Consider the following 18458-nt stretch of genomic DNA (forward strand, 5'->3'; position numbering starts at 1 on the left):
GGTGGGTCGCGATTCACGCACATGCGCGTAATGGCTGAGCGGATTAGCGGCGGTGACGGCCCAACATTGCGCTAGTCAGGCCTGACAGCAGCAAATAGCCGCGCTGCCGACGGCGGACCTGCTAAGCCGACCTTGCTGAATTGCCTTGCAGGGTATTCGGTCACGCGGGGCTGCCTTCATCAGGCAACCCCGCTGCCTAGCCTCAAGCCGGCACCGGCTCGAATTTGGCAAGATACTTCTGGTAGTTTTCCGGCTCTGGAAGATAGCGTGGGTTGTAGGTAGGCGAAAGCACCTTGAGGAGCTTGGGCTTCATCGCCTTGGCCACCAAGGCTTCGGCAGCCTTTTCACGGGCAACCGATTCAATACGTTCTGCCTCTGACATCGATTTGCGGTCCCATTCAAGCAAATGATTGGTGACTCGCGTAATCATCTTCTTGAAGTGCATAAGCTGGGCAATGAAAGCACGGATCCGCAGGAAGTATCCGCCATGCACGGCGTGGAAGACATCGAAGCACACCGAACGGTGTTCGAACTCTTCGGTCAGGTGCCACATCCACATGGAAACGATCTCGGGATCGGCAGATCCGATGAGCTCCGAAATCTCGTTGTCCAGCCAGATCTTCGCTGTAATTGGCCCCAAGGTTTCAAATCCGTCGCAGTATGCGCACAGGAAAGCGAGCGACTTGGTCTCGAACAGGCGAGCATATTCTGCTTCTACCCAAGCATCCAGCTCGGCTATGTCATAACCGTCTCGCTTGAGCATTTCAGCCTGCCGCTGATGAGTCGCGTAATGGTTCGATTCCTGTCGGATGAAGGTCCTTACCTCGGCACGTAGCTTGGCATGGCGCTCATCCTTCAAGGTTGTCAGGGCCTTGGCCATGACCCGGTTCAAAAAGCGCTCAAGGTGCGGGATGATGATCGACGATGCATTCATCCTCTGCGCGAACTCGGGGTTGGCCGACCAATGTACAGGTGTGTTCGTAAAGTCGAACGCTGGAAGCCTGGCCTTCATTTTTCCGCTCTCCTAACCTCTCTCTGGGTCTGACGCGAGTCATCCGGGTCGAGGCCCGGTCGATTGGTCAAGTCGCCTGAGACGCGCCTGCTTTTAAAAAATACTCGATGATGTCCTGGGCAAAAACGACAGGAGCCTCCATCGCAGCAAAGTGTCCGCCCGATGGCATCACGGCGTAGTGGCGGACATTATACGCCAACGCGGCAAGCTCCCTGTCCGGCACGGGCAGGAACTCGCCAGGGTAGGACGCAAGTCCCGTCGGCACTCGCAACGGCAGGGGAAGCACCGGTTCTTGCCGGTTTCCGTAGTAGAACCAAATCGACGACATAACCGAGTCTGTAGTTAGATAGGTCATCAGATTGGTTATAAGCTGGCTTTTGGTGAAGGCGTTCTCGATGTCGCCCCGATTGTCGCTCCATCGCTGAAATTTTTCGACGACCCACGCCGCCCAGCCTACCGGATTGTCATGAAGCGCAAGACCGATGGTCTGAGGCCGGGTCTGATGCAACTGCTGATAGGCACTCTCGTTTGCCATCACCTTGGCGACCTTGCCCCAGTACGCGGCCAGCCGGGTGTCCTCCGGGCCTGCGGTGGCGCCATCCGGGGTGATGGTGCGAAACAGATTCAAATGTATCGCCGGAACTACATCGCTGTGGCGAGCGGCCAGCCAGCTCGTGACCATGGAACCCCAGTCCCCCCCCTGGGCGTAAAAACGGGGGTAGCCGAGGACGTCCACCATCAACTTGCGCCAAAGGTCTGCGGTATACGCTGGCCCGACCGGATTGGCCGGCTTCCCCGACCAGCCATAGCCCGGCAGGGAAGGAACCACGACCGAGAAACCAGCCTCCAACAGCATGGGGACCACCGCCTGAAACTCTACGATCGACCCTGGCCAGCCGTGAGTCAGGACAATCGGCACCGGGTGTCCACCGGGTACGCGAATATGCTGGAAATGAATCGCCAGACCGTCGATCGTCGCGCGGTATTGCGGATAGATATTCAGCCTGGCCTCTTCTTCGCGCCAGTCATATTCGGTCTGCCAGTACTGGATCAGATCGGACAGGTACCGGACGCTCATCCCGAGGTCCCACTCGCCCTCGTCGGCGGGGAACGGCCCGACCCTCGCCTCGGCAAGCCTGGCGGCAATCCGGTCAAGCCGCTCTTGCGGCACCGCGATTTCAAATGATTCCAAAATCGGCCAGCTCCTTAGTATTGCGCCGGCTTGCGGCGACAGGCCAGGAACGAGCAGCGGGCAAAAGTGACAATCCCGGACCTTTCATCAGGGAAGATGCGGCAGGGTGCCCTCCCGGCAATCCTGCCGCTCCCACTTGGGATTGACTGAAGCTTAGCCCGCCTGGTAAACGATCGGGGTGGCCTTCAGGTCGTCGTGACGGGTCGCGAAGTAGCTTTCCGGCACCATGGTATACTCATCGATCCCATAGTTCAGCAGCATGCTGATCCGCGGCCTGTCACCACTGTTCATGCCGCTGCCGTGCAGCAAATGGGTGTGGTGAGCGGACGCCCAGCCGGCCGGGAGCACCGAATCCAGCTCGCTCCATTCCTTGCCTTCGGGAACCTTGATCTCTTCGCGCTGACGATCGATGTCATGCTCGAAAAAGCCGGTCTGGTACAGCGCATCCCACTTGTGCGAACCGGGGACAAACCGAAGCGGCCCGAGTTCGACGGGAACGTCGTCCAGCGCGACCCAGAGATTGACGCTGCGGCCGTTGATGATCTTTTCGAAGTAGCGGCGGTCCTGGTGCCAGCCGACCACAGTCTTGGTAGACGAGCGCGGGTACTTGGCCATGACCATGAAATTGAAGACCTTGAGCCGCTTGGCACCGGTCACTTCCGCCGCCCATTCCGCCATGCGCGAACTGGCCATGATCTCGCGAAGGCGATCGTCAGCGTCCTGCGGCATTTGCGATTCGATGTAGGGCGGATGATTGTCGATGTCCGGACCTCCGGTATTGGTCCGGGGCGCAACGCCCGTTTCATATACGCCACGCAGGACGCTCCACGCATGCTCGCGGGCATCCCGCACCTCGGTCTCGGTCAGCAGCGGCCCGGGTGAAATCTGAAAACCGTCTTCCGCATAACGGAAGCGGCGGGCATTTTCGGTTGCCTGACGTACGAGGAGTTCGTGCGCCGACTCCACTTCAGCAGCTGCAGAGGTCATGTTCTACCTTTCGCAATTTGACGTTCGTTCGTTTCCGTTCGAGCGGTATGGACTTTTCTGACGAAACTGTCAAATAATACCATCTACGGTCGGTGGAGCGCCCTGCCGACCCGGAAACGCCGCCATAGGAACTGTGCTTGCCCGGGGTCCTGAATGTCGAAAGCGGCCATGAGTCAGGTTAAAAAGGCGTCATAGAGGAAGTCATGCAGCAAGAAGCCGCGATCAGACAGCTTTGCCTCGAGCCCTTGGCCCTCCTCGACGTGCCCGCGCTTGACGCAGTCGATATGGCGGCTGGCGCCGGATTTGGTGCTGTCAGCTTGTGGGTGCACTCGCCCACAGCGCAATTCGTCGCTCCGTGTCTGGTTGAACCCGGGCAGGCGCGGACAATGAAACGTCGCCTCGATGATGCCGGATTGCGGGCACGCAATCTTGAGGTTTTCCGGGTGGGCCCTGGCGTCGACATCGACAGCTACGAAGCTTCGCTCGCGCTCGGAGCAGACTTGGGTGCTGCAACCACGACCGCAATCGCCAAGGACGGTAGCGACGAAACCGCTGAGGTACTTGCCCGCTTCACACGGATGGCGGCTCGTCATGGCGTCCGGGTAAATGTCGAATTCCTCTCCTATCGCGGACCTAGCAGCTTGGCGGAGGCGATTGCGCTAGTGGACAAGACAGGCGATGCAGGGACCGGCATCCTGATCGACATCCTGCATCTCGTCCGTTCCGGCGGATCGGTTGCAGAGGTACAGACGCTACCCCGCGGTGTGATCGGTCACGTCCAGTTGTGCGACGGCCCGCCAGAGGCGCCAATGGCGGGACTTGAGCATGAGAGTGCGTTTGATCGCATGCTGCCCGGAAAGGGCAGCTTTCCATTGGGTCCGTTCATCGCAGCCCTGCCTGACGTCACCCTGGGTCTCGAAATCCCGCGCACTTCAAAAGCATTCCAAGGCATAAACCCCGCAGAACGCGCCAAACGGCTGTTGGATGCCACGCTCACCTTCCTCGAACTGTCTGCCGAAACGGCAGCCTGAAAGGCCTTTGCTCATGTTGAAACCGCTTGGGAACACTGGACTACCGGTCGGTCCGCTGATCGTCGGGGGCAACGTCTTCGGCTGGACGATCGACGAGCAGCGCAGCTTCGAAGTGCTGGACGCATTCTTCGCTGGCGGCGCGACGATGATCGATACTGCAGATGCCTACTACGCCTACGTCCCGGGCAACGTTGGCGGCGAATCTGAAACGATCATCGGCCGCTGGATGAAGGCTCGCGGCAACCGGGACAAGGTTCAGGTTGCCACAAAGGTCGGCCTGCTCGAAATCAAAGGCGAAAAAGGCCTGAAGACATCGGTGATCGAGACGGCGATCGAAAACTCGCTGCGCCGCCTACAGACTGACTACGTCGATCTCTATTTTGCGCACGCCGACGACGAAAGCGTTCCGCAGGAAGAGGTTGCCGAAACCTTTGACCGGCTGGTCAAGGCCGGTAAGGTCCGTCTGCTGGGTGCATCGAATTTCAGCCAGGCTCGGCTAGAATCTGCGCTGGACATCAGCGACGCGGCCGGACTTGCCGGCTATGCGGTGCTTCAGCCGCAGCTGAATCTCATGGCTGCGGGCGCCTTCCCCGAATCATACCGCGCCTTTTGTGCAGAACGTGGCATGGGCGTCATGACCTTCTTCGCGCTGGCGAGCGGATTTCTTTCGGGTAAGTACCGGAAGCCGGAAGATGCTCAGAACAGCAGCCGCAGCGCAGCGCTGAACAGGTATTTCAATGCTCGCGGCAACGCCGTTCTCGCGGCGCTGGACTCGGTATCTGCCGAAACCGGGGCCACCTTGGCGCAGATCGCCCTGGCCTGGATCATTGCTACGCCTGGAGTAACGGGTCCGATTGTCAGCGCGACAAGCGTGGAACAGGTCGAGGGTCTGCTGCCGGCCACAACCCTCAAGCTGGAACCTGCGCAGATGGCCCTGCTCGATGCCGCTTCGCAGACGCCGGTCGGATCTGGAAGCTTCACAGCGTCATGATCAACAGCGCCGTGGAATTCCGACGAAAGAATAGTGCGCTGATGTGATGGTTGGAAACAAGGAATGATCGCTGCTGTCAATCTGGAAACAGCAATGAAGACAATGGGATGGAACCGTTATGAACACATATGACCTGATCATCCGGAACGGCACGATCGTTGATGGCACCGGATCGGAAAGCTTCGTTGGCGATGTCGCGGTGCGCGGCGGGGTGATTGCCGAAGTGGGGACCGTCACCGGCACGGCCGAGTCCGTGATCGATGCAACCGGCCTGGTCGTGACGCCGGGATTCATCGACCTTCACACCCACTACGACGGCCAGGCGATCTGGTCGTCGCGCCTCAACCCTTCGTCGTCGCACGGCGTGACGACGGTTCTGATGGGAAATTGCGGCGTCGGCTTTGCGCCATGCCGTCCAGAGGATCGGCCCCTCCTTTGCATCACCATGGAAGGAGTGGAGGACATTCCCGGTGTCGTGATGAAGGAAGGCCTTACTTGGGAATGGGAGACATTCCCGGAATACCTCGATGCGGTCGAGGCCCGTGCCCGCGACATCGACGTTGGCGTCCTCGTCCCGCATTCTGCGGTGCGCGTATATGCAATGGGCAAGCGCGGGGCAGACCGGGAACCGGCTAACGAGCTGGACCTGAAAGCAATGTACGATCTTGTCCGCGATTCCGTGCAGGCCGGCGCGTTAGGGTTTGGCTCGACCCGCACCTTCTTCGACCGCCGTGCAGATGGCGAGCATGTTCCTTCCTTCGGCATCGACGCGGAAGAGTTGGCCAACGCGGCCCGCGCCGTGCGCGACGGCGGCGGTGGCTTGTTGCAGATTCTCCCCGATCTTGGCACATTCGGATCGACGCCGGAGGAATGCTTCTCGTTGATGAAGGTCATGAGCGAGGCATCCGGGCAACCTGTCACGTACACAATGTCCCAAATCAACGAGCACCCTGACCATTGGCGCGGTTTGCTGCACCTGACCCAGGCGCACAACAAGGCCGGTGGCGGGCTGGTCCATCCTCAGTTCTTCCCCCGCCCTGTCGGCATGCTGGCGGGCCTGGAACTGACTAGCAATCCTTTCGTCTATTGTCCGTCTTACAAGGCGATCGCTCACCTCCCGCTGGCTGAACGTGTGGCCGAAATGCGCAAACCCGAGGTCAAGGCGCGGATTACCGGCGAACAGCCTGACGACACGCTGTTGCCAATGACTGCCATGACCCGGCAGTGGAAGAACATGTACCGGTTGGGCGACCCGCCCTGCTACGAGCCTGATCCCGCGTCGAGTGTCGCGGCCATGGCGGAACGCGAGGGTAGATCCCCCGAAGATATCGCATACGATCTGCTGCTCGAGAACGATGGACATGCCCTGATCCTGGTGGCTATCGCCAATTATGCGCAGGGCAGCCTGAGCTATCAGATGGAGATGATGCAGGACCCGCATTGCGTAATCGGGCTGGGCGACGGCGGCGCGCACTACGGTCTGATCTGCGACTCCAGCTATCCGACATACATGCTGACGCATTGGGCTCGCGATCGCAATGGGGACCGCCTGACACTGGAGGAGGCGGTCAAAGCCATGACCTCGACACCGGCCGGGGTCATGGGCCTTGGCGATCGGGGCATCCTGGCACCTGGCTACAAGGCGGATATCAATGTGATCGATCATGCCGCGATGACCCTGCATGCTCCGCGGATTGTCGATGACCTGCCCGCCAATGGCCGCCGGCTTGACCAGACCGCCGTGGGCTATCGCTGGACTTTCGTCTCGGGTGAGGCGATCGTCGAGAACGACACGGTGACCGGAGCCTTCCCTGGCCGACTGGTCCGTGGTCGCCAGCGAGCCAACGTGGTCCACGAACCGGCTTGAGACCGAAGGCCGATGTGGCCTACCCGGGAGATGCTGGCGCAGACGTAAGCCGCGATGCGCCAGCCTCCCACCGCTCGAGCCAGCCATCCTCGAATAGATGGTCCAGCAGACCATCGGCAAGGTAGGCTGGATAGCGATCCGGAGTGACGGGGAGTGCATCCTGACCATCATAGCCGATCCGTTTTCGCACTTCGGGATCCAGGTAGTAGATGCCGGCGACAGTCGTCAGCAAAGCCTCGTGGGCTACCGGATCATTGGCTGACAGGTGACCGACCAAGGTCGCGGGGGCGACCATGTCTCCCGCCAGAGCGCGGCGGAGAGCCTCGACAAGGTCTGCCCGGACGCTGAACAGCCTTTTCAATGCCGCGGCATCCACCATGGCTCCAGCACCCGGCAGATCATCGACTTGCGGGATCAAACAATCGGCGATTTCCACCAGACGGCGGTGTTCTGCCGTAGTCAGCATCGGTTGAAGCGCTGCATCCACAGCGGCCGCATTGTTCGACCGCCCCGCCGATGCCGCAACAGGAATAGCGCGATTGCGCATCTCGGGCCGGGGCACGTCGGCACGGTGGCGAACCAAGTGGTCGGCTGCACGGAGGGCCAGCGCACAGATCGTGCTGGTCGGGTTGACCGTGCCGGCAGTCACGAAGACGCTACCATCGATGATCCCCAGGTTCGGAATATCGTGGGTCATGCACCAGCGGTCCACCACTGCGTTCCTGGGATCATCGCCCATGCGGGCGGTTCCCATCAGGTGGGCACCAACCGGTGCCGGGTTGCTTGCCTCGATCGCCATCGCGCCAGCATCCCGGAGCACCTGCGCGGACTTCTCGACACTGTCATCCAGCGCTGCCCGGACGCTCGCGCTGAAGCGGTAGAAAAGCCGTGCTGCGGGAACGCCGTCGGCGTCGGTAAGGTCCGGATGCAATTCTATGCGGTTTTCGGTATCCGGCATGTCCTCTGCCAGAATCACCCATTTCAGGCGGTGGCCGAACTGTGCATCGAACCGGGCGTGAAACTCCGACGGCGGAACCTTTGCAGCAAACACGCGCATTGCCTCGGCGAGCGGCCCTCCCCCTGCAGGATGCAGTGACCACTTGGTGCCACCGTCATACCCACATCCATCGACATGTGGCGCAAACTCCAGACACTGCAGGGTAGAACCGTTGCGGCCCTGCCAGCTTCGCAGGGGTTCGGGGAAAATTCCATGGACGAAGGCCGATGGATGCATCATCAAGCGCCTGCCCACCAGGCCTGAACGGTTAGCGAGGCCATCGCGGAAACTGTCGCAGGCCGAAGCGAGAAGAAGGCGCGGGGTGCCGATTCCGTTGGCAGCCAGCAGCACCACGTCAGCCGACTGGTGGTGCGCCCGTCCATCCCGGTCGATCCACTCCGCACCGTTGCATAGGGCGGCCGCATCAAGCGTAATCCGCCGTACCCGCGCCCCGGTGAGCAACCTCCCTCCCCCGGCAATGAACGGGCGCCAATGCGTCAGATCGATGGAAGACTTTGCTCCTTCATTGCAGCCGCTCGAGCAGGTCCCGCGCTGAACGCAAGGATGGCGCCCATCGAACGGCCCGGAGAGGATGGCATTTGTTTCCGGCCACCAGTGCCACCCTCGTGCGGCAATGACGCTGGCAATCTCCACAGCCTTGCCCTCGATCGGCAACGGCGGCAGGGGTGGCTCCGCACCCCCCGGATAGACAGGATGCCCGCCAAGGCCAGACACGCCGACACTACGGTCCGTGGCATCGTACCACGGGGCCAGATCCTCGTAACGGATCGGCCAGTCGTCACCTATGCCGAACCGGCTGAATCCGTCGAAGTTCGCAGGCAGCAGCCGGTTCCATACCCCGTTAAACAGGACGGTGCCGCCACCTACCCCGTTGAAGTTGAGAACGTGGACGTCAGATTCGGAGAAATCGATGCGGTAATCGGCCGGAGATCGGCGCAGGTCGGGGCGGGTCGACCATTGCCGGGCCGCAGTCACCTCCCAATCCCACTCGTTTCCGCGATAACGGTCGGGACCCTGCCACTCGCCCTGTTCAAGCGCGACTACCGACAGCCCGGCTTCGGCAAGCCGTCGCGCAGCAATTCCGCCCGCAGCCCCGGCACCGATGATCAGGACGTCAGCATGTGTCATCGTTCTTCTCTCCCCAACCGACCAATTACCGAAAATCAGAGCTTTGCGGGCCGCTCCCAATTTGACGGAAGTGTCAGAATTAATCTAGCATCAACTTGCGCTCCAAACGGCTCGTTGAAAACCGACTCGGTGGCTGCTGCAAATCTTCGTGGGCGAGAGGATTGTTCGACATGGCAAATCGGGACGGAGAGCACATGGTCCTGGGAACGATCGTGTACACCGGAGGCCAACACCAGGCAGCCTGGCGACATCCCGACGCGCAGCCGGATTCGGGCTTGAGCTTCGAGTTCTACAAGACGATCGCGCAGACGTCCGAACGCGGCAAGTTCGACTTCATGTTCAGCGCCGATCAGCTATGCGTCCGCAGCTTGCCGCGCAACATGGCCTGCCGCACTCCTTTCACCACCTTCCAGTTCGATCCGCTCACCATGCTGTCCGCGTTGTCTGCGGTAACCGAACGGCTTGGCTTCATCGTCACGATGTCATCCACGTATTACTCTCCGTACCAGATCGCCCGTCACATCGCCGGACTTGACCTGATCAGCGGCGGTCGGGCCGGGTGGAACCTGGTTACGTCTGGACTGCGCGACGAAGCACTTAACCATGGGCTGGAAGCAGCCCCCAATCATGACGCGCGATACGAGGTCGCGCATGAGACCGCAGACGTGGTGCGCGGGTTTTGGAAATCGACCGATCCGGGTGTCCTGATCGGCGACAAGGAAACCGGCATCCTGTTTGATGAAAGCAAGGTTCATCGCTTTCAATACAAGGGCAAGTTCCGCTCGGCGGACGGAATCCTTTCGGTCCCGCCATCACGCCAGGGGCGGCCGATCATCGTGCAGGCCGGCGCGTCGGGTCCAGGGCGCGATTTGGCTGCTCAGATCGCCGACGTGACCTTTTCCATCTCGCCAGACCTGGAAACCGCGCGTGCATACCGCACCGACCTGCGCCGCCGTGCAGAGGCGGCCGGTCGTGATCCGAATTCCGTAAAGTCGCTACACAATTTTGTGCCGGTGATTGCCGAAACGGAGGAAGCGGCCCGGCAGAAGCTGGCCGAACTGGACGCACTGGTCGATATCGACTTTGCCCTGGCCCATCTCGAAGCTGCACTGGGCGGCGTCGACCTGACCGGCTATCCGCTCGACGGCCCGCTGCCCGAAGACGTGCCGCTGACCAACGCTTCGCGTACCCTGTTCGATCAGGCGCGCAATGCCGCGGCCAAGGAGGGGCTGTCCATCCGACAGCTGGCGGTGAAGCTTGTGCGCGGCCTGACCAGCGTGATCGCCTGTGGTTCAGCCAATCAGATCGCCGATACGATGGAACTGTGGTTCCGCGAAGGAGCAGCCGACGGCTTTCTGGTCTCGTGCAACATTCTTCCGCGCGAACTCGATGAATTCGTCGATCAGGTCGTGCCGATTCTCCAGGCACGGGGACTGTTCCGAACCGAATACACCTCTGACACCTTGCGGGGCCATCTCGGCCTGCCGGTACCTGGCGGCGTGCGCTGACGGCCTGACAAGCACCACCGGACCAGTCTCGTCCTGCCCGCGCAATGTGGCGGGGTTCCGTTTCAGGAACCCGGCAAAACGCACTCTCCATTCCCGGCACAATACATCAGGCCCGACCTTTCATGAAAAGGCCGGGCCCGATTTTGATGCTTCCCGTCAGGTTCAGGCGGAAGCGAACATCTGCATGATTTCGCCGGAGGTGACACGGCGGCGTGCCCCGCCGATCAAGTCCATGCTCTCGGTCTTCAGACCGCCAAGGTTGGCACGGGGCGAAACGTCGACGTCCTTGCCCAGTTCACGCAGATGACGGACGGTGCACTTATCCCGGCCACCCAGCGCAGTGTACGGATCGTAGTTGTATTCGCGCATGACGTTCTGGTGCGAGATCTTGTCGATGATCTCGGGGTCGAGATGCTTGATCGAGGTCCACAGATATTCGGGACAATTCGGCCACAGCGTGTCGGAATGCGGATAATCGACTTCGTAACACACCAGATCGGGGTTCATGTAATCGAGATTTTTCAACCCGAACTGATCGTCCACGAAGCAGGTGATGATCTGGCGCTTGAAGATGTCGGACGGACGCAGTTCGCCCATATCGCAGAACGTCCATTCGCGATGGTGTTCATACGTGTAGTCGGCCCGTTCGAGCAGATAGGGAATCCAGCCGATGCCCCCTTCGGAGAGCGCCATGCGCAGGTCCGGATAGCGCCGCATGAAATCGGCAAAGAGCCAATCGGCCGCAGCATTTGAGATGGAGATCGGCATGGTCGTGATCCACGCATCGATCGGGCTTTCGGTCGATGCATGCTCGGCGGCCCCGCCGGTGCCGATATGGCAGTTGATCACCATCTTGTGATCGACGCACGCCTTCCAGAACGGCTCCCAATATTCGTTGTGGATGCTCGGCAGGCCAACTCGCGCCGGATTGTCGGGGAAGGACACTGCGTGGACACCATGCCCTGCCCAGCGCTTCATTTCCTCGAGGATGGAGTCCATGTTCCACAGCGGAAGGATGATCATCGGAATAAACCGGCCCGGACCTTCGGCGCACCATTCCAGCACATGCCAGTCATTCCAGGCCCGAACCGCGCGCAGCGCCTTGTCGTGGTCGCCATTCAGACCGGCCTTGATGAACTGGTTGCCGGCGAACGAAGGGAATGTCGGAAAATTCAGCGATCCGCAGATCCCGTTGGCGTTCATGTCGGCGATGCGCGCCTTGGCGTTGTAGCAGCCTTCGCGCATCTGATTGAACCTGTCAGGCTCCATTCCGTATTCGGAACGCGGCCGGCCGACCACGGCGTTCAGGCCGATCGTCGGGAAAATGGTGTCGTTCCACAGCCAGACATCCTTGCCGTTCCGTTCGACAACCCGCGGCGCCTCGTTCTGATAGATGCCCGTGAAATGCTTGAAGAAAGCATCTGTGGGTTCAACCGCGTGGTCGTCCACGCTGACGATGACCATTTCTTCCAACTGCATTGCTGCTCTCCTAATGACGCAAGGACCCGAACACGACAGGCCTCACATTTCTGACAGGTTGTCAATAAATCATCCGGAGCCGTCCTGCAAGCTGAATGAATCCCCCATTCAGCGTGCTTCACAGGCCCTTTCGTTCATGTCTGCAGATGCGCTCATGACCTGCCCGGCCTCGCCAAGGAGTCGCGCACGCCGGATACTTGCCTGCTCAGAACTGCCGCGCGGGGACTCGCAGGGTGAGGCCATCCAAATCCGGATCAACCAAAATCTGACATGACAGTCGGCTGAATTCGGTGGGCTCGACAGCCATTTCGAGCATCGTCTCTTCCTCGTCGGTCCGCGGAGCAATGCGGTCGACCCAGTCGTCGGCAACAAAGACATGGCAAGTGGCGCAACTCAGGAAACCGCCGCAGTCGGCGACAATACCAGGAACGGCGTGTGACAATGCCGCTCGCATCACGCTTTCACCCACGGTAGCTTCGATGACATCTTCACGACCATCATGTTGGACGAACCTGATCGTGGGCATAGCAAAATCCTCTCATTCAACCGCCGCCGCTGCATGGCGCGCCTTCGGCTAACGGTTCTGAACAACCTTGCTTGACACATCCACGCTTTTGACGAAAACGTCAAATCAGTTCCCACAAGATGCAATCAGTCCTTCGGGCGTGAACAAGGGGGCGGTCATGGAGAGCCAGTCCAATGCAACGTTCCCTACCGGCGATCACATCAGACAACCGCGCATTCTGGACCGGTGGGGAAAATGGCGCCCTCATGATTGCGCGCTGCTGCGATTGCCGAGCCTATGTGCACCCGCCCACCTCGTTTTGCCCAGCCTGCGAGAGCCGCGACATTGTGCCTGAACGCGTATCCGGACAGGGAACCGTCGCCACCTACACGATCAATTTTCGCCAGTGGCTTCCGGGACAGTCGGTGCCCTGTGTCCTTGCCCTGGTGGAACTGGATGAAGACGTGACGATTCGACTGCCCGCGAACATCATCGGGACCGAACCTGCCACCGTTTTCATCGGCATGCCCGTCGAGGTCGTTTTCGAGCAGGTAGAAGATATCCTCGTCCCTCAGTTCCGCCCGCGTGCCGCATGACCCGCTTTGGCGAAAAGCAGACCGCCATTACTGGCATCGGCATGTCGGAAGTGTCCCGCGCATCGGAACGGACGGCGCTCACGCTGACGATCGATGCCTGCATGGAAGCAATAACGGACGCAGGCCTGACCCGGGCGGACATTGACGGCGTCGCATCCTATCCGGGAGCCGACAACAACGCCTCGGGCTTCTCGCCGATCGGGGTGCCCCAGTTGATGGACGCGCTGCGGCTTCAGGTGAACTGGTACGCCGGCGGGATCGAAGTGCCAGGCCAACTTGGGGCTGTGTTCAACGCAATTGGCGCCATCGCGGCGGGTTTCTGCCGCCATGTCCTGATCTTCCGAACCGTGCAGGAAGGAAGCGCGCGCAAGCGCTCGAGACAGGCCAATGCCCTTATCGCGGGCGATCGGGTCTATAGCCAGTTCGGCAGCTTTGCTCCTTACGGCGCTCTTGCGGCCTCGGTGCAGCAGGCCTTGTATTTCCAGCGCTTCGTCCACGATCACGGCCTCGCTGAAGAAACTACCGGACGTATTGCGGTGAACAATAGACGTAATGCCTCGCTCAATCCGGCAGCCGTTTATCGCAGCCCGTTCACGCTCAACGAATACCTCGCATCCGAAATGATCGCCACGCCGGTGCGTCTGTTCGACTGCGACGTTCCCTGTGACGGATCGGTTGCCGTCGTCCTGTCGCGCCGGGATGCGGCGCGCGATTGCCGCAATCCCGTGCTGCGGGTGGAAGCCGTAGGATGTGCACAAACCGTGCGCAATTCGTGGGACCAGATTGCCAGCCATGCCTTGGCACGCCAAGCGGCCATATCGGCGGCGGCGATGATGTGGGAACGGACCGACCTGAAGCCGGCAGACGTGGACATCGCCCAGTTCTATGATGGTTTTACCTTCCACGTCGCTGCCTGGCTGTCGGCAGCAGGGTTCTGCAACCCCGGCGAGGAAAACGCGTTCGTGGGCGATGGCAGCCGGATAGCCCTGGAAGGCCAGCTCCCCCTCAACACCGATGGCGGCCAGCTCTCGATGGGGCGGATGCATGGCTACGGTCAGTTGCATGAAGCCGCCACGCAATTGTGGAGAAGGGGCGGTGCACGACAGGTCGCGAAGGATCTGCAAGTGAGCATCAACAGTACGGCCGGCGGGCCGCTCGGCGGCTGCATGCTGCTCGTCCGGGAATAGGCGGGTTCGGACGATGGACGACTTCACCTCAGGCGAGCGGTTGGACTTTTCAGCGCCCAAGACAATGCTCTGCGTCCGGTCTGAGCGCTTGGGTCCGCCCGACCAATACGATCTGGTCCAGCTGCCGCTACCAGCTCTGGCTTCGGACGAGGTGCTTGTCAGGGTCCATGCGACCAGTCTGGGCTATGCGGATGTTCTCGTCGCGGCGGGCGCTTATCAGGTAAAGCCGGAGGTCCCGTTCGTACCAGGGTCCGAAGGCAGCGGCACGGTTGTCGCGATCGGAGCTGGCGTTGACCGTTTCGCGCCCGGCGATCGGGTCGCCGTGACCCGGTTCAGCGGCATGTTGGCCGACCATGTGGTCGCCAATACAGCCGAACTGACACCGATCCCCGCCGGACTTACCTTCGCCGAAGCAGCCAGCTATGGAGCCAATTACGCGACCGCTTTGCACGGACTCAAGGATCGCGCCGCCGTGCGGCCGGGAGAGACGGTTCTGGTACTCGGCGCCGCGGGCGGGGTGGGGATGGCAGCGGTGCAGATCGCTGCTCGCTTGGGCGCCCGGGTGATCGCCGGTGCCTCTACTGCGGCCAAGCGTCAGTTTGCCGCCCAGCACGGCGCAGAGGCCACGCTCGATTACAGCAAGGACGGGTGGCGTGAGAACCTCAGGGCGCTGACCGGAAATGGCGGGGTCGACATCGTGTTCGATCCCGTCGGAGGCGATCTGTTCGAGCCCGCCTTCCGCAGCCTTGGGTGGGGCGGGCGCCATCTTGTCGTCGGCTTTGCCGGTGGCCCGATTCCGCGGCTTCCCGCCAACCTTGCTCTGCTCAAGGGCGCAGCCCTGGTGGGCGTCGATGTCCGCCAGTTCAGCCTGAAGGAGTCCGACTTGGCTGCCGCGAACCGCGCGTTGATCGCCGGGTGGTGCGCTGACGGGCTGCGCCCACCCGTCGGTACTACGTTCGATTTCGCAGACTTCCGGGATGCCATGCATGCTGCCTCGGACGGGCGTTCGCTTGGCAAGGTGGTTGTCCGGATCGCTTGATGAGGAGCAGGGAGACCATGGGCACAGCGGACTTCAGTCTTTCTCCGGAAACGGCGGCAAGAGCGGATCGGGGCAACGCAACTGTCCGGCAGATCCTTGGCATCGGGCAACTGGAACCAACCACACCCTACCGTGCCGCAGGGCGCGATTTCGTTTTCGCCGAGGTCTGGAGTCGGCCTGGGCTCGACCGTCGGTCGCGCTTCTGGATCACGCTGAGTTGCGTCTGCGCCACCGGCGCAGCACTGCCGATGGAAACCTATCTTCGGGCTGCACTCAACTCCGGCGAGATAACAGGCGCCGAACTGCGGGAATTCGTTCTGCAGTTCGCCGTGTTCCAGGGGTTTCCCAGAGGCGCGGAAATCGAGCTGATGCTCGACAGGATCGAACACGAAGGAAAGAGTGACTGATGGGCATCCCCCCTCCCCTGGCCAACAACCTCAAGGCGCCGGTCATTGCCGCCCCCATGTTGATCGCGTCCAACCCGGCACTCGTCATCGAAACGTCCCGCGGGGGCGCGATCGGCACTTTCCCGGCGCACAACGCCAGGACGGCCGAGGACTTTGCGCAATGGCTCGATCTGATCACGGGCGCGTTGGGGCCGGACGATGCCGCGTTCGGGGTCAATCTGATCGTTGGCGCGGTCAATACCCGTCTTGCCGAGGATCTGGCTGTCACCGTACGCCACAAGGTTCCTCTGGTCATCACCTCGTTCGGAGCAGACCGTGAGGTGGTCAAGGCTGTCCACGAATACGGCGGCCTTGTGTTTCACGATGCCGCCAGCGCCCGCCACGTGGAAATCGCTGCGGAGGCGGGAGTGGATGGCATCATTCTGCTCACCGGCGGTGCCGGTGGCCATACCGGCTTCCTCAATCCCTTCGCTTTCCTCGCCGATGCACGCAAGCGTTTCGACGGTACGCTGATTCTGGCCGGCGCCCTGTCGACCGGGCGGGACGTGGCCGCGGCAATCGTCGCGGGGGCCGACATGGCCTACATGGGCACACGCTTTCTCGCCACCGACGAGGCAGCCATAGAGGACGACTATCGGGCCATGATCCTTGCCGCAGGGTCAGGCGAAGTCACGGCCACGGCGGCGATGAGCGGGACGCCGGCCTCGTTCCTCAATGGCTCGCTGCAAAGGTATGGGTTCGACCCCAGGAAACTGGACTTGCGCCATGCCAAAGTGTCCGTTGCGCCCGATGGATCGACCGTCAAGCCGTGGAAGGAGATCTGGTCAGCCGGCCAGGGCGTGGCCGGTATCGACGATGTCCTTCCAGCCGGGCGCCTGGTCGAGCGTCTTGCGATGGAATATCGCGCGGCATTGGCGCGAGCTTCATTGGCGTGATCTCTGCTACCGAGCGTGTCGTTACCCTGCACGGGGTAATGAACTTCCGTGATTTCGGCGGCTGGCGCACGCTTGATGGCGCTCGGCTCAGGACTGGCCGCCTCTTCCGCAGCGGGCAGCTTAACCGCGCTACAGCGGCCGACCTCAACGCAATCGGCGACCTCGGCATCGAACGGGTGACAGACCTGCGGCAGGCGACGGAGCGACGGGCCCGGCCCGGGGCCTGGGTCGGCCGGATGCCATGGCTGGCCATTGACATCGGTGACAGCCAGGGCGCCGACGTCGAACCGCCGCACATCGCAGCATTCAAGGCCAGTGACGGCAGCACCACGGCGATGCGGCGCCTTTTGGCCGACACTTACCGGTCGCTTCCGTTTCAGCCGGACTACATCTCGGTGTACGGGCGCTATTTCGCGGCACTGGCGGATGGATCTGGAGCCATGCTGATGCACTGTGCCGCCGGAAAGGACCGCACCGGCATCCTCGCCTGGCTCACTCACCGGCTGCTGTCGGTCCATCCGGACGATGCGATGGAGGACTACCTTCTCAGCAATGCAGCCGCCTCGGTCAGCACACGCTTGCCCCTTGTCCGCCGCGAGATGGAAGCGACCTTCGGCCTCACGATCGACGACGGCGCCCTGGAAGTGCTCCTGCAGGTCGAACCGGACTATATCCATCGAAGCGAAGCCACGATCATCCACCGGTCTGGCTCCATTTCGGCATATTTCGCCAGCGTTCTGGGCATCGGTCCGGACGTGATTGGCCAGATCCGCGAAAGGCTCCTGTCATGACCACGACTACAGAACTCACCAGCCAGGATGGCATCGCGATCCTGCGATTGAATCGTCCTGAAGTGCTCAACGCGATGAACGAACCGATGGTTGGCGAAATCGAGCAAGCGCTTGATCTTGTCACTGCGGATGACGCAATCCGCGCCCTGGTGCTGATTGGCACCGGTCGCGCGTTCTGCGTCGGCTCCGATCTCAAGGAGGGCAGCAACGACGCGGCAGGCCGGATTGCGCGGATGCACCGGTTGATCCTGCGTCTGGACGCCTTTCCCAAGGTGACCGTGGCTGCCTTCAACGGCCTTGCCCTCGGTGGGGGACTGGAACTGGGCATGGCCTGCATAATGCGTGTCGCGGCCAACACGGCCAGGCTCGGTCTGCCCGAAATCAAGCATTCGCTCATGCCGGCCTATGGCGGGACGCAGTTGCTGCCGCGCCTTGTCGGCTACGCACGAGCGGCGCACATGATGCTTTCGGGCGAAATGATCGAAGCTGCCCGAGCCGAACAGATCGGCCTCGTCAATGCGGTTGCCGATGACGTGCTCACCGCAGCCGTCACCATGGCGCAGGATTGCTCGCGCGGCGGCAGCACGGCGTCGCGCGAAATCCGCCGGGCGCTCGGCGAGGGCTGGAGCCTTCCGCTGGCACAAGGGCTGGCGATTGAAGCAGCCTGCGCCGGACGCGTGGCTGCCAGCGAGGAAGCACGGTCGGGTGTTGCCGCCTTTGGCGCAAAGCACTAGACAAATGTCCAATTTCCGTTGTCGCCATGAACGTTTCTCACAGCCCGATCT

At 61.5% G+C, this 18458-nt stretch carries 17 protein-coding genes; 11 read left to right on the top strand and 6 right to left on the bottom strand.

Annotation, left to right across the window (positions count from 1 at the left end; translation table 11 throughout):
- Positions 1–202: 202 nt before the first annotated feature.
- The 3 genes from ACETPF_RS10890 to ACETPF_RS10900 form a co-directional block, all read right to left on the bottom strand.
- Positions 203–1012, bottom strand: coding sequence for a metal-dependent hydrolase (locus ACETPF_RS10890; protein WP_373934495.1), 810 nt, complete (start codon positions 1010–1012; stop codon positions 203–205).
- A 67-nt stretch (positions 1013–1079) separates the two neighbouring features.
- Positions 1080–2204 (bottom strand): epoxide hydrolase family protein, encoded by a 1125-nt coding sequence (locus tag ACETPF_RS10895; RefSeq protein ID WP_373934496.1) that lies wholly within the window; start codon positions 2202–2204, stop codon positions 1080–1082.
- 153 nt (positions 2205–2357) lie between these two features.
- The gene (locus ACETPF_RS10900) at positions 2358–3191 is read right to left on the bottom strand and encodes a phytanoyl-CoA dioxygenase family protein (RefSeq protein ID WP_373934497.1); all 834 of its coding nucleotides are present in this window, start codon (positions 3189–3191) and stop codon (positions 2358–2360) included.
- A gap of 203 nt (positions 3192–3394) precedes the next feature.
- Here ACETPF_RS10900 and ACETPF_RS10905 point away from each other — a divergent pair, with 203 nt between their 5' ends.
- The 3 genes from ACETPF_RS10905 to ACETPF_RS10915 all read left to right on the top strand — a co-directional run bounded on the left by ACETPF_RS10905 (position 3395) and on the right by ACETPF_RS10915 (position 7080).
- A complete protein-coding gene (locus tag ACETPF_RS10905) occupies positions 3395–4222 on the top strand; it encodes a sugar phosphate isomerase/epimerase family protein (RefSeq protein WP_373934498.1) in 828 nt (275 codons plus the stop codon).
- A 13-nt stretch (positions 4223–4235) separates the two neighbouring features.
- Complete coding sequence (locus tag ACETPF_RS10910; protein WP_373934499.1) at positions 4236–5213, top strand: aldo/keto reductase; 978 nt, start codon at positions 4236–4238, stop codon at positions 5211–5213.
- A 118-nt stretch (positions 5214–5331) separates the two neighbouring features.
- On the top strand, positions 5332–7080 hold the full coding sequence (locus ACETPF_RS10915) for an N-acyl-D-amino-acid deacylase family protein (protein ID WP_373934500.1): 1749 nt from the start codon (positions 5332–5334) through the stop codon (positions 7078–7080).
- 19 nt (positions 7081–7099) lie between these two features.
- Here the strand turns inward: ACETPF_RS10915 and ACETPF_RS10920 are convergent, their stop codons facing one another.
- Positions 7100–9226 carry a GMC oxidoreductase gene (locus ACETPF_RS10920; protein WP_373934501.1) on the bottom strand — a complete coding sequence of 709 codons (2127 nt, stop codon included), beginning with the start codon at positions 9224–9226 and terminating at the stop codon, positions 7100–7102.
- A gap of 170 nt (positions 9227–9396) precedes the next feature.
- On the opposite strand from ACETPF_RS10920, the gene ACETPF_RS10925 reads away from it, so the two are divergent.
- Positions 9397–10734 carry an LLM class flavin-dependent oxidoreductase gene (locus ACETPF_RS10925; RefSeq protein WP_373934502.1) on the top strand — a complete coding sequence of 446 codons (1338 nt, stop codon included), beginning with the start codon at positions 9397–9399 and terminating at the stop codon, positions 10732–10734.
- Between the two features lie 162 nt (positions 10735–10896).
- Here ACETPF_RS10925 and ACETPF_RS10930 read toward each other — a convergent pair whose 3' ends face one another.
- Both ACETPF_RS10930 and ACETPF_RS10935 read right to left on the bottom strand, forming a co-directional pair.
- A complete protein-coding gene (locus ACETPF_RS10930) occupies positions 10897–12213 on the bottom strand; it encodes an amidohydrolase family protein (RefSeq protein ID WP_373934503.1) in 1317 nt (438 codons plus the stop codon).
- Positions 12214–12418: 205 nt separating this feature from the next.
- Positions 12419–12739 (bottom strand): 2Fe-2S iron-sulfur cluster-binding protein, encoded by a 321-nt coding sequence (locus ACETPF_RS10935; RefSeq protein WP_373934504.1) that lies wholly within the window; start codon positions 12737–12739, stop codon positions 12419–12421.
- Positions 12740–12912: 173 nt separating this feature from the next.
- On the opposite strand from ACETPF_RS10935, the gene ACETPF_RS10940 reads away from it, so the two are divergent.
- From ACETPF_RS10940 to ACETPF_RS10970, 7 genes are read left to right on the top strand one after another with little or no spacing between them, the layout of a single operon-like run.
- Entirely contained in the window at positions 12913–13314 is a 402-nt protein-coding gene (locus ACETPF_RS10940; RefSeq protein WP_373934505.1) for a Zn-ribbon domain-containing OB-fold protein, read from the top strand.
- Entirely contained in the window at positions 13311–14501 is a 1191-nt protein-coding gene (locus ACETPF_RS10945; RefSeq protein ID WP_373934506.1) for a thiolase family protein, read from the top strand. The genes ACETPF_RS10940 and ACETPF_RS10945 overlap by 4 nt, the downstream gene beginning before the upstream one ends.
- Before the next feature lie 13 nt (positions 14502–14514).
- A complete protein-coding gene (locus tag ACETPF_RS10950) occupies positions 14515–15540 on the top strand; it encodes an NADPH:quinone oxidoreductase family protein (protein ID WP_373934507.1) in 1026 nt (341 codons plus the stop codon).
- 17 nt (positions 15541–15557) lie between these two features.
- A complete protein-coding gene (locus tag ACETPF_RS10955) occupies positions 15558–15947 on the top strand; it encodes a carboxymuconolactone decarboxylase family protein (RefSeq protein WP_373934508.1) in 390 nt (129 codons plus the stop codon).
- Complete coding sequence (locus ACETPF_RS10960) at positions 15947–16882, top strand: NAD(P)H-dependent flavin oxidoreductase (protein WP_373934509.1); 936 nt, start codon at positions 15947–15949, stop codon at positions 16880–16882. The genes ACETPF_RS10955 and ACETPF_RS10960 overlap by 1 nt, the downstream gene beginning before the upstream one ends.
- Positions 16879–17673: a tyrosine-protein phosphatase gene (locus tag ACETPF_RS10965; RefSeq protein ID WP_373934510.1), complete on the top strand. Its 795-nt coding sequence runs from the start codon at positions 16879–16881 to the stop codon at positions 17671–17673. Before ACETPF_RS10960 ends, ACETPF_RS10965 begins: the two co-directional genes overlap by 4 nt.
- The gene (locus tag ACETPF_RS10970) at positions 17670–18407 is read left to right on the top strand and encodes an enoyl-CoA hydratase/isomerase family protein (RefSeq protein ID WP_373934511.1); all 738 of its coding nucleotides are present in this window, start codon (positions 17670–17672) and stop codon (positions 18405–18407) included. The genes ACETPF_RS10965 and ACETPF_RS10970 overlap by 4 nt, the downstream gene beginning before the upstream one ends.
- The last annotated feature ends 51 nt before the right edge of the window (positions 18408–18458 follow it).

The sequence above is a fragment of the Sphingobium agrisoli genome, assembly GCF_041877245.1.
Classification (GTDB): domain Bacteria; phylum Pseudomonadota; class Alphaproteobacteria; order Sphingomonadales; family Sphingomonadaceae; genus Sphingobium.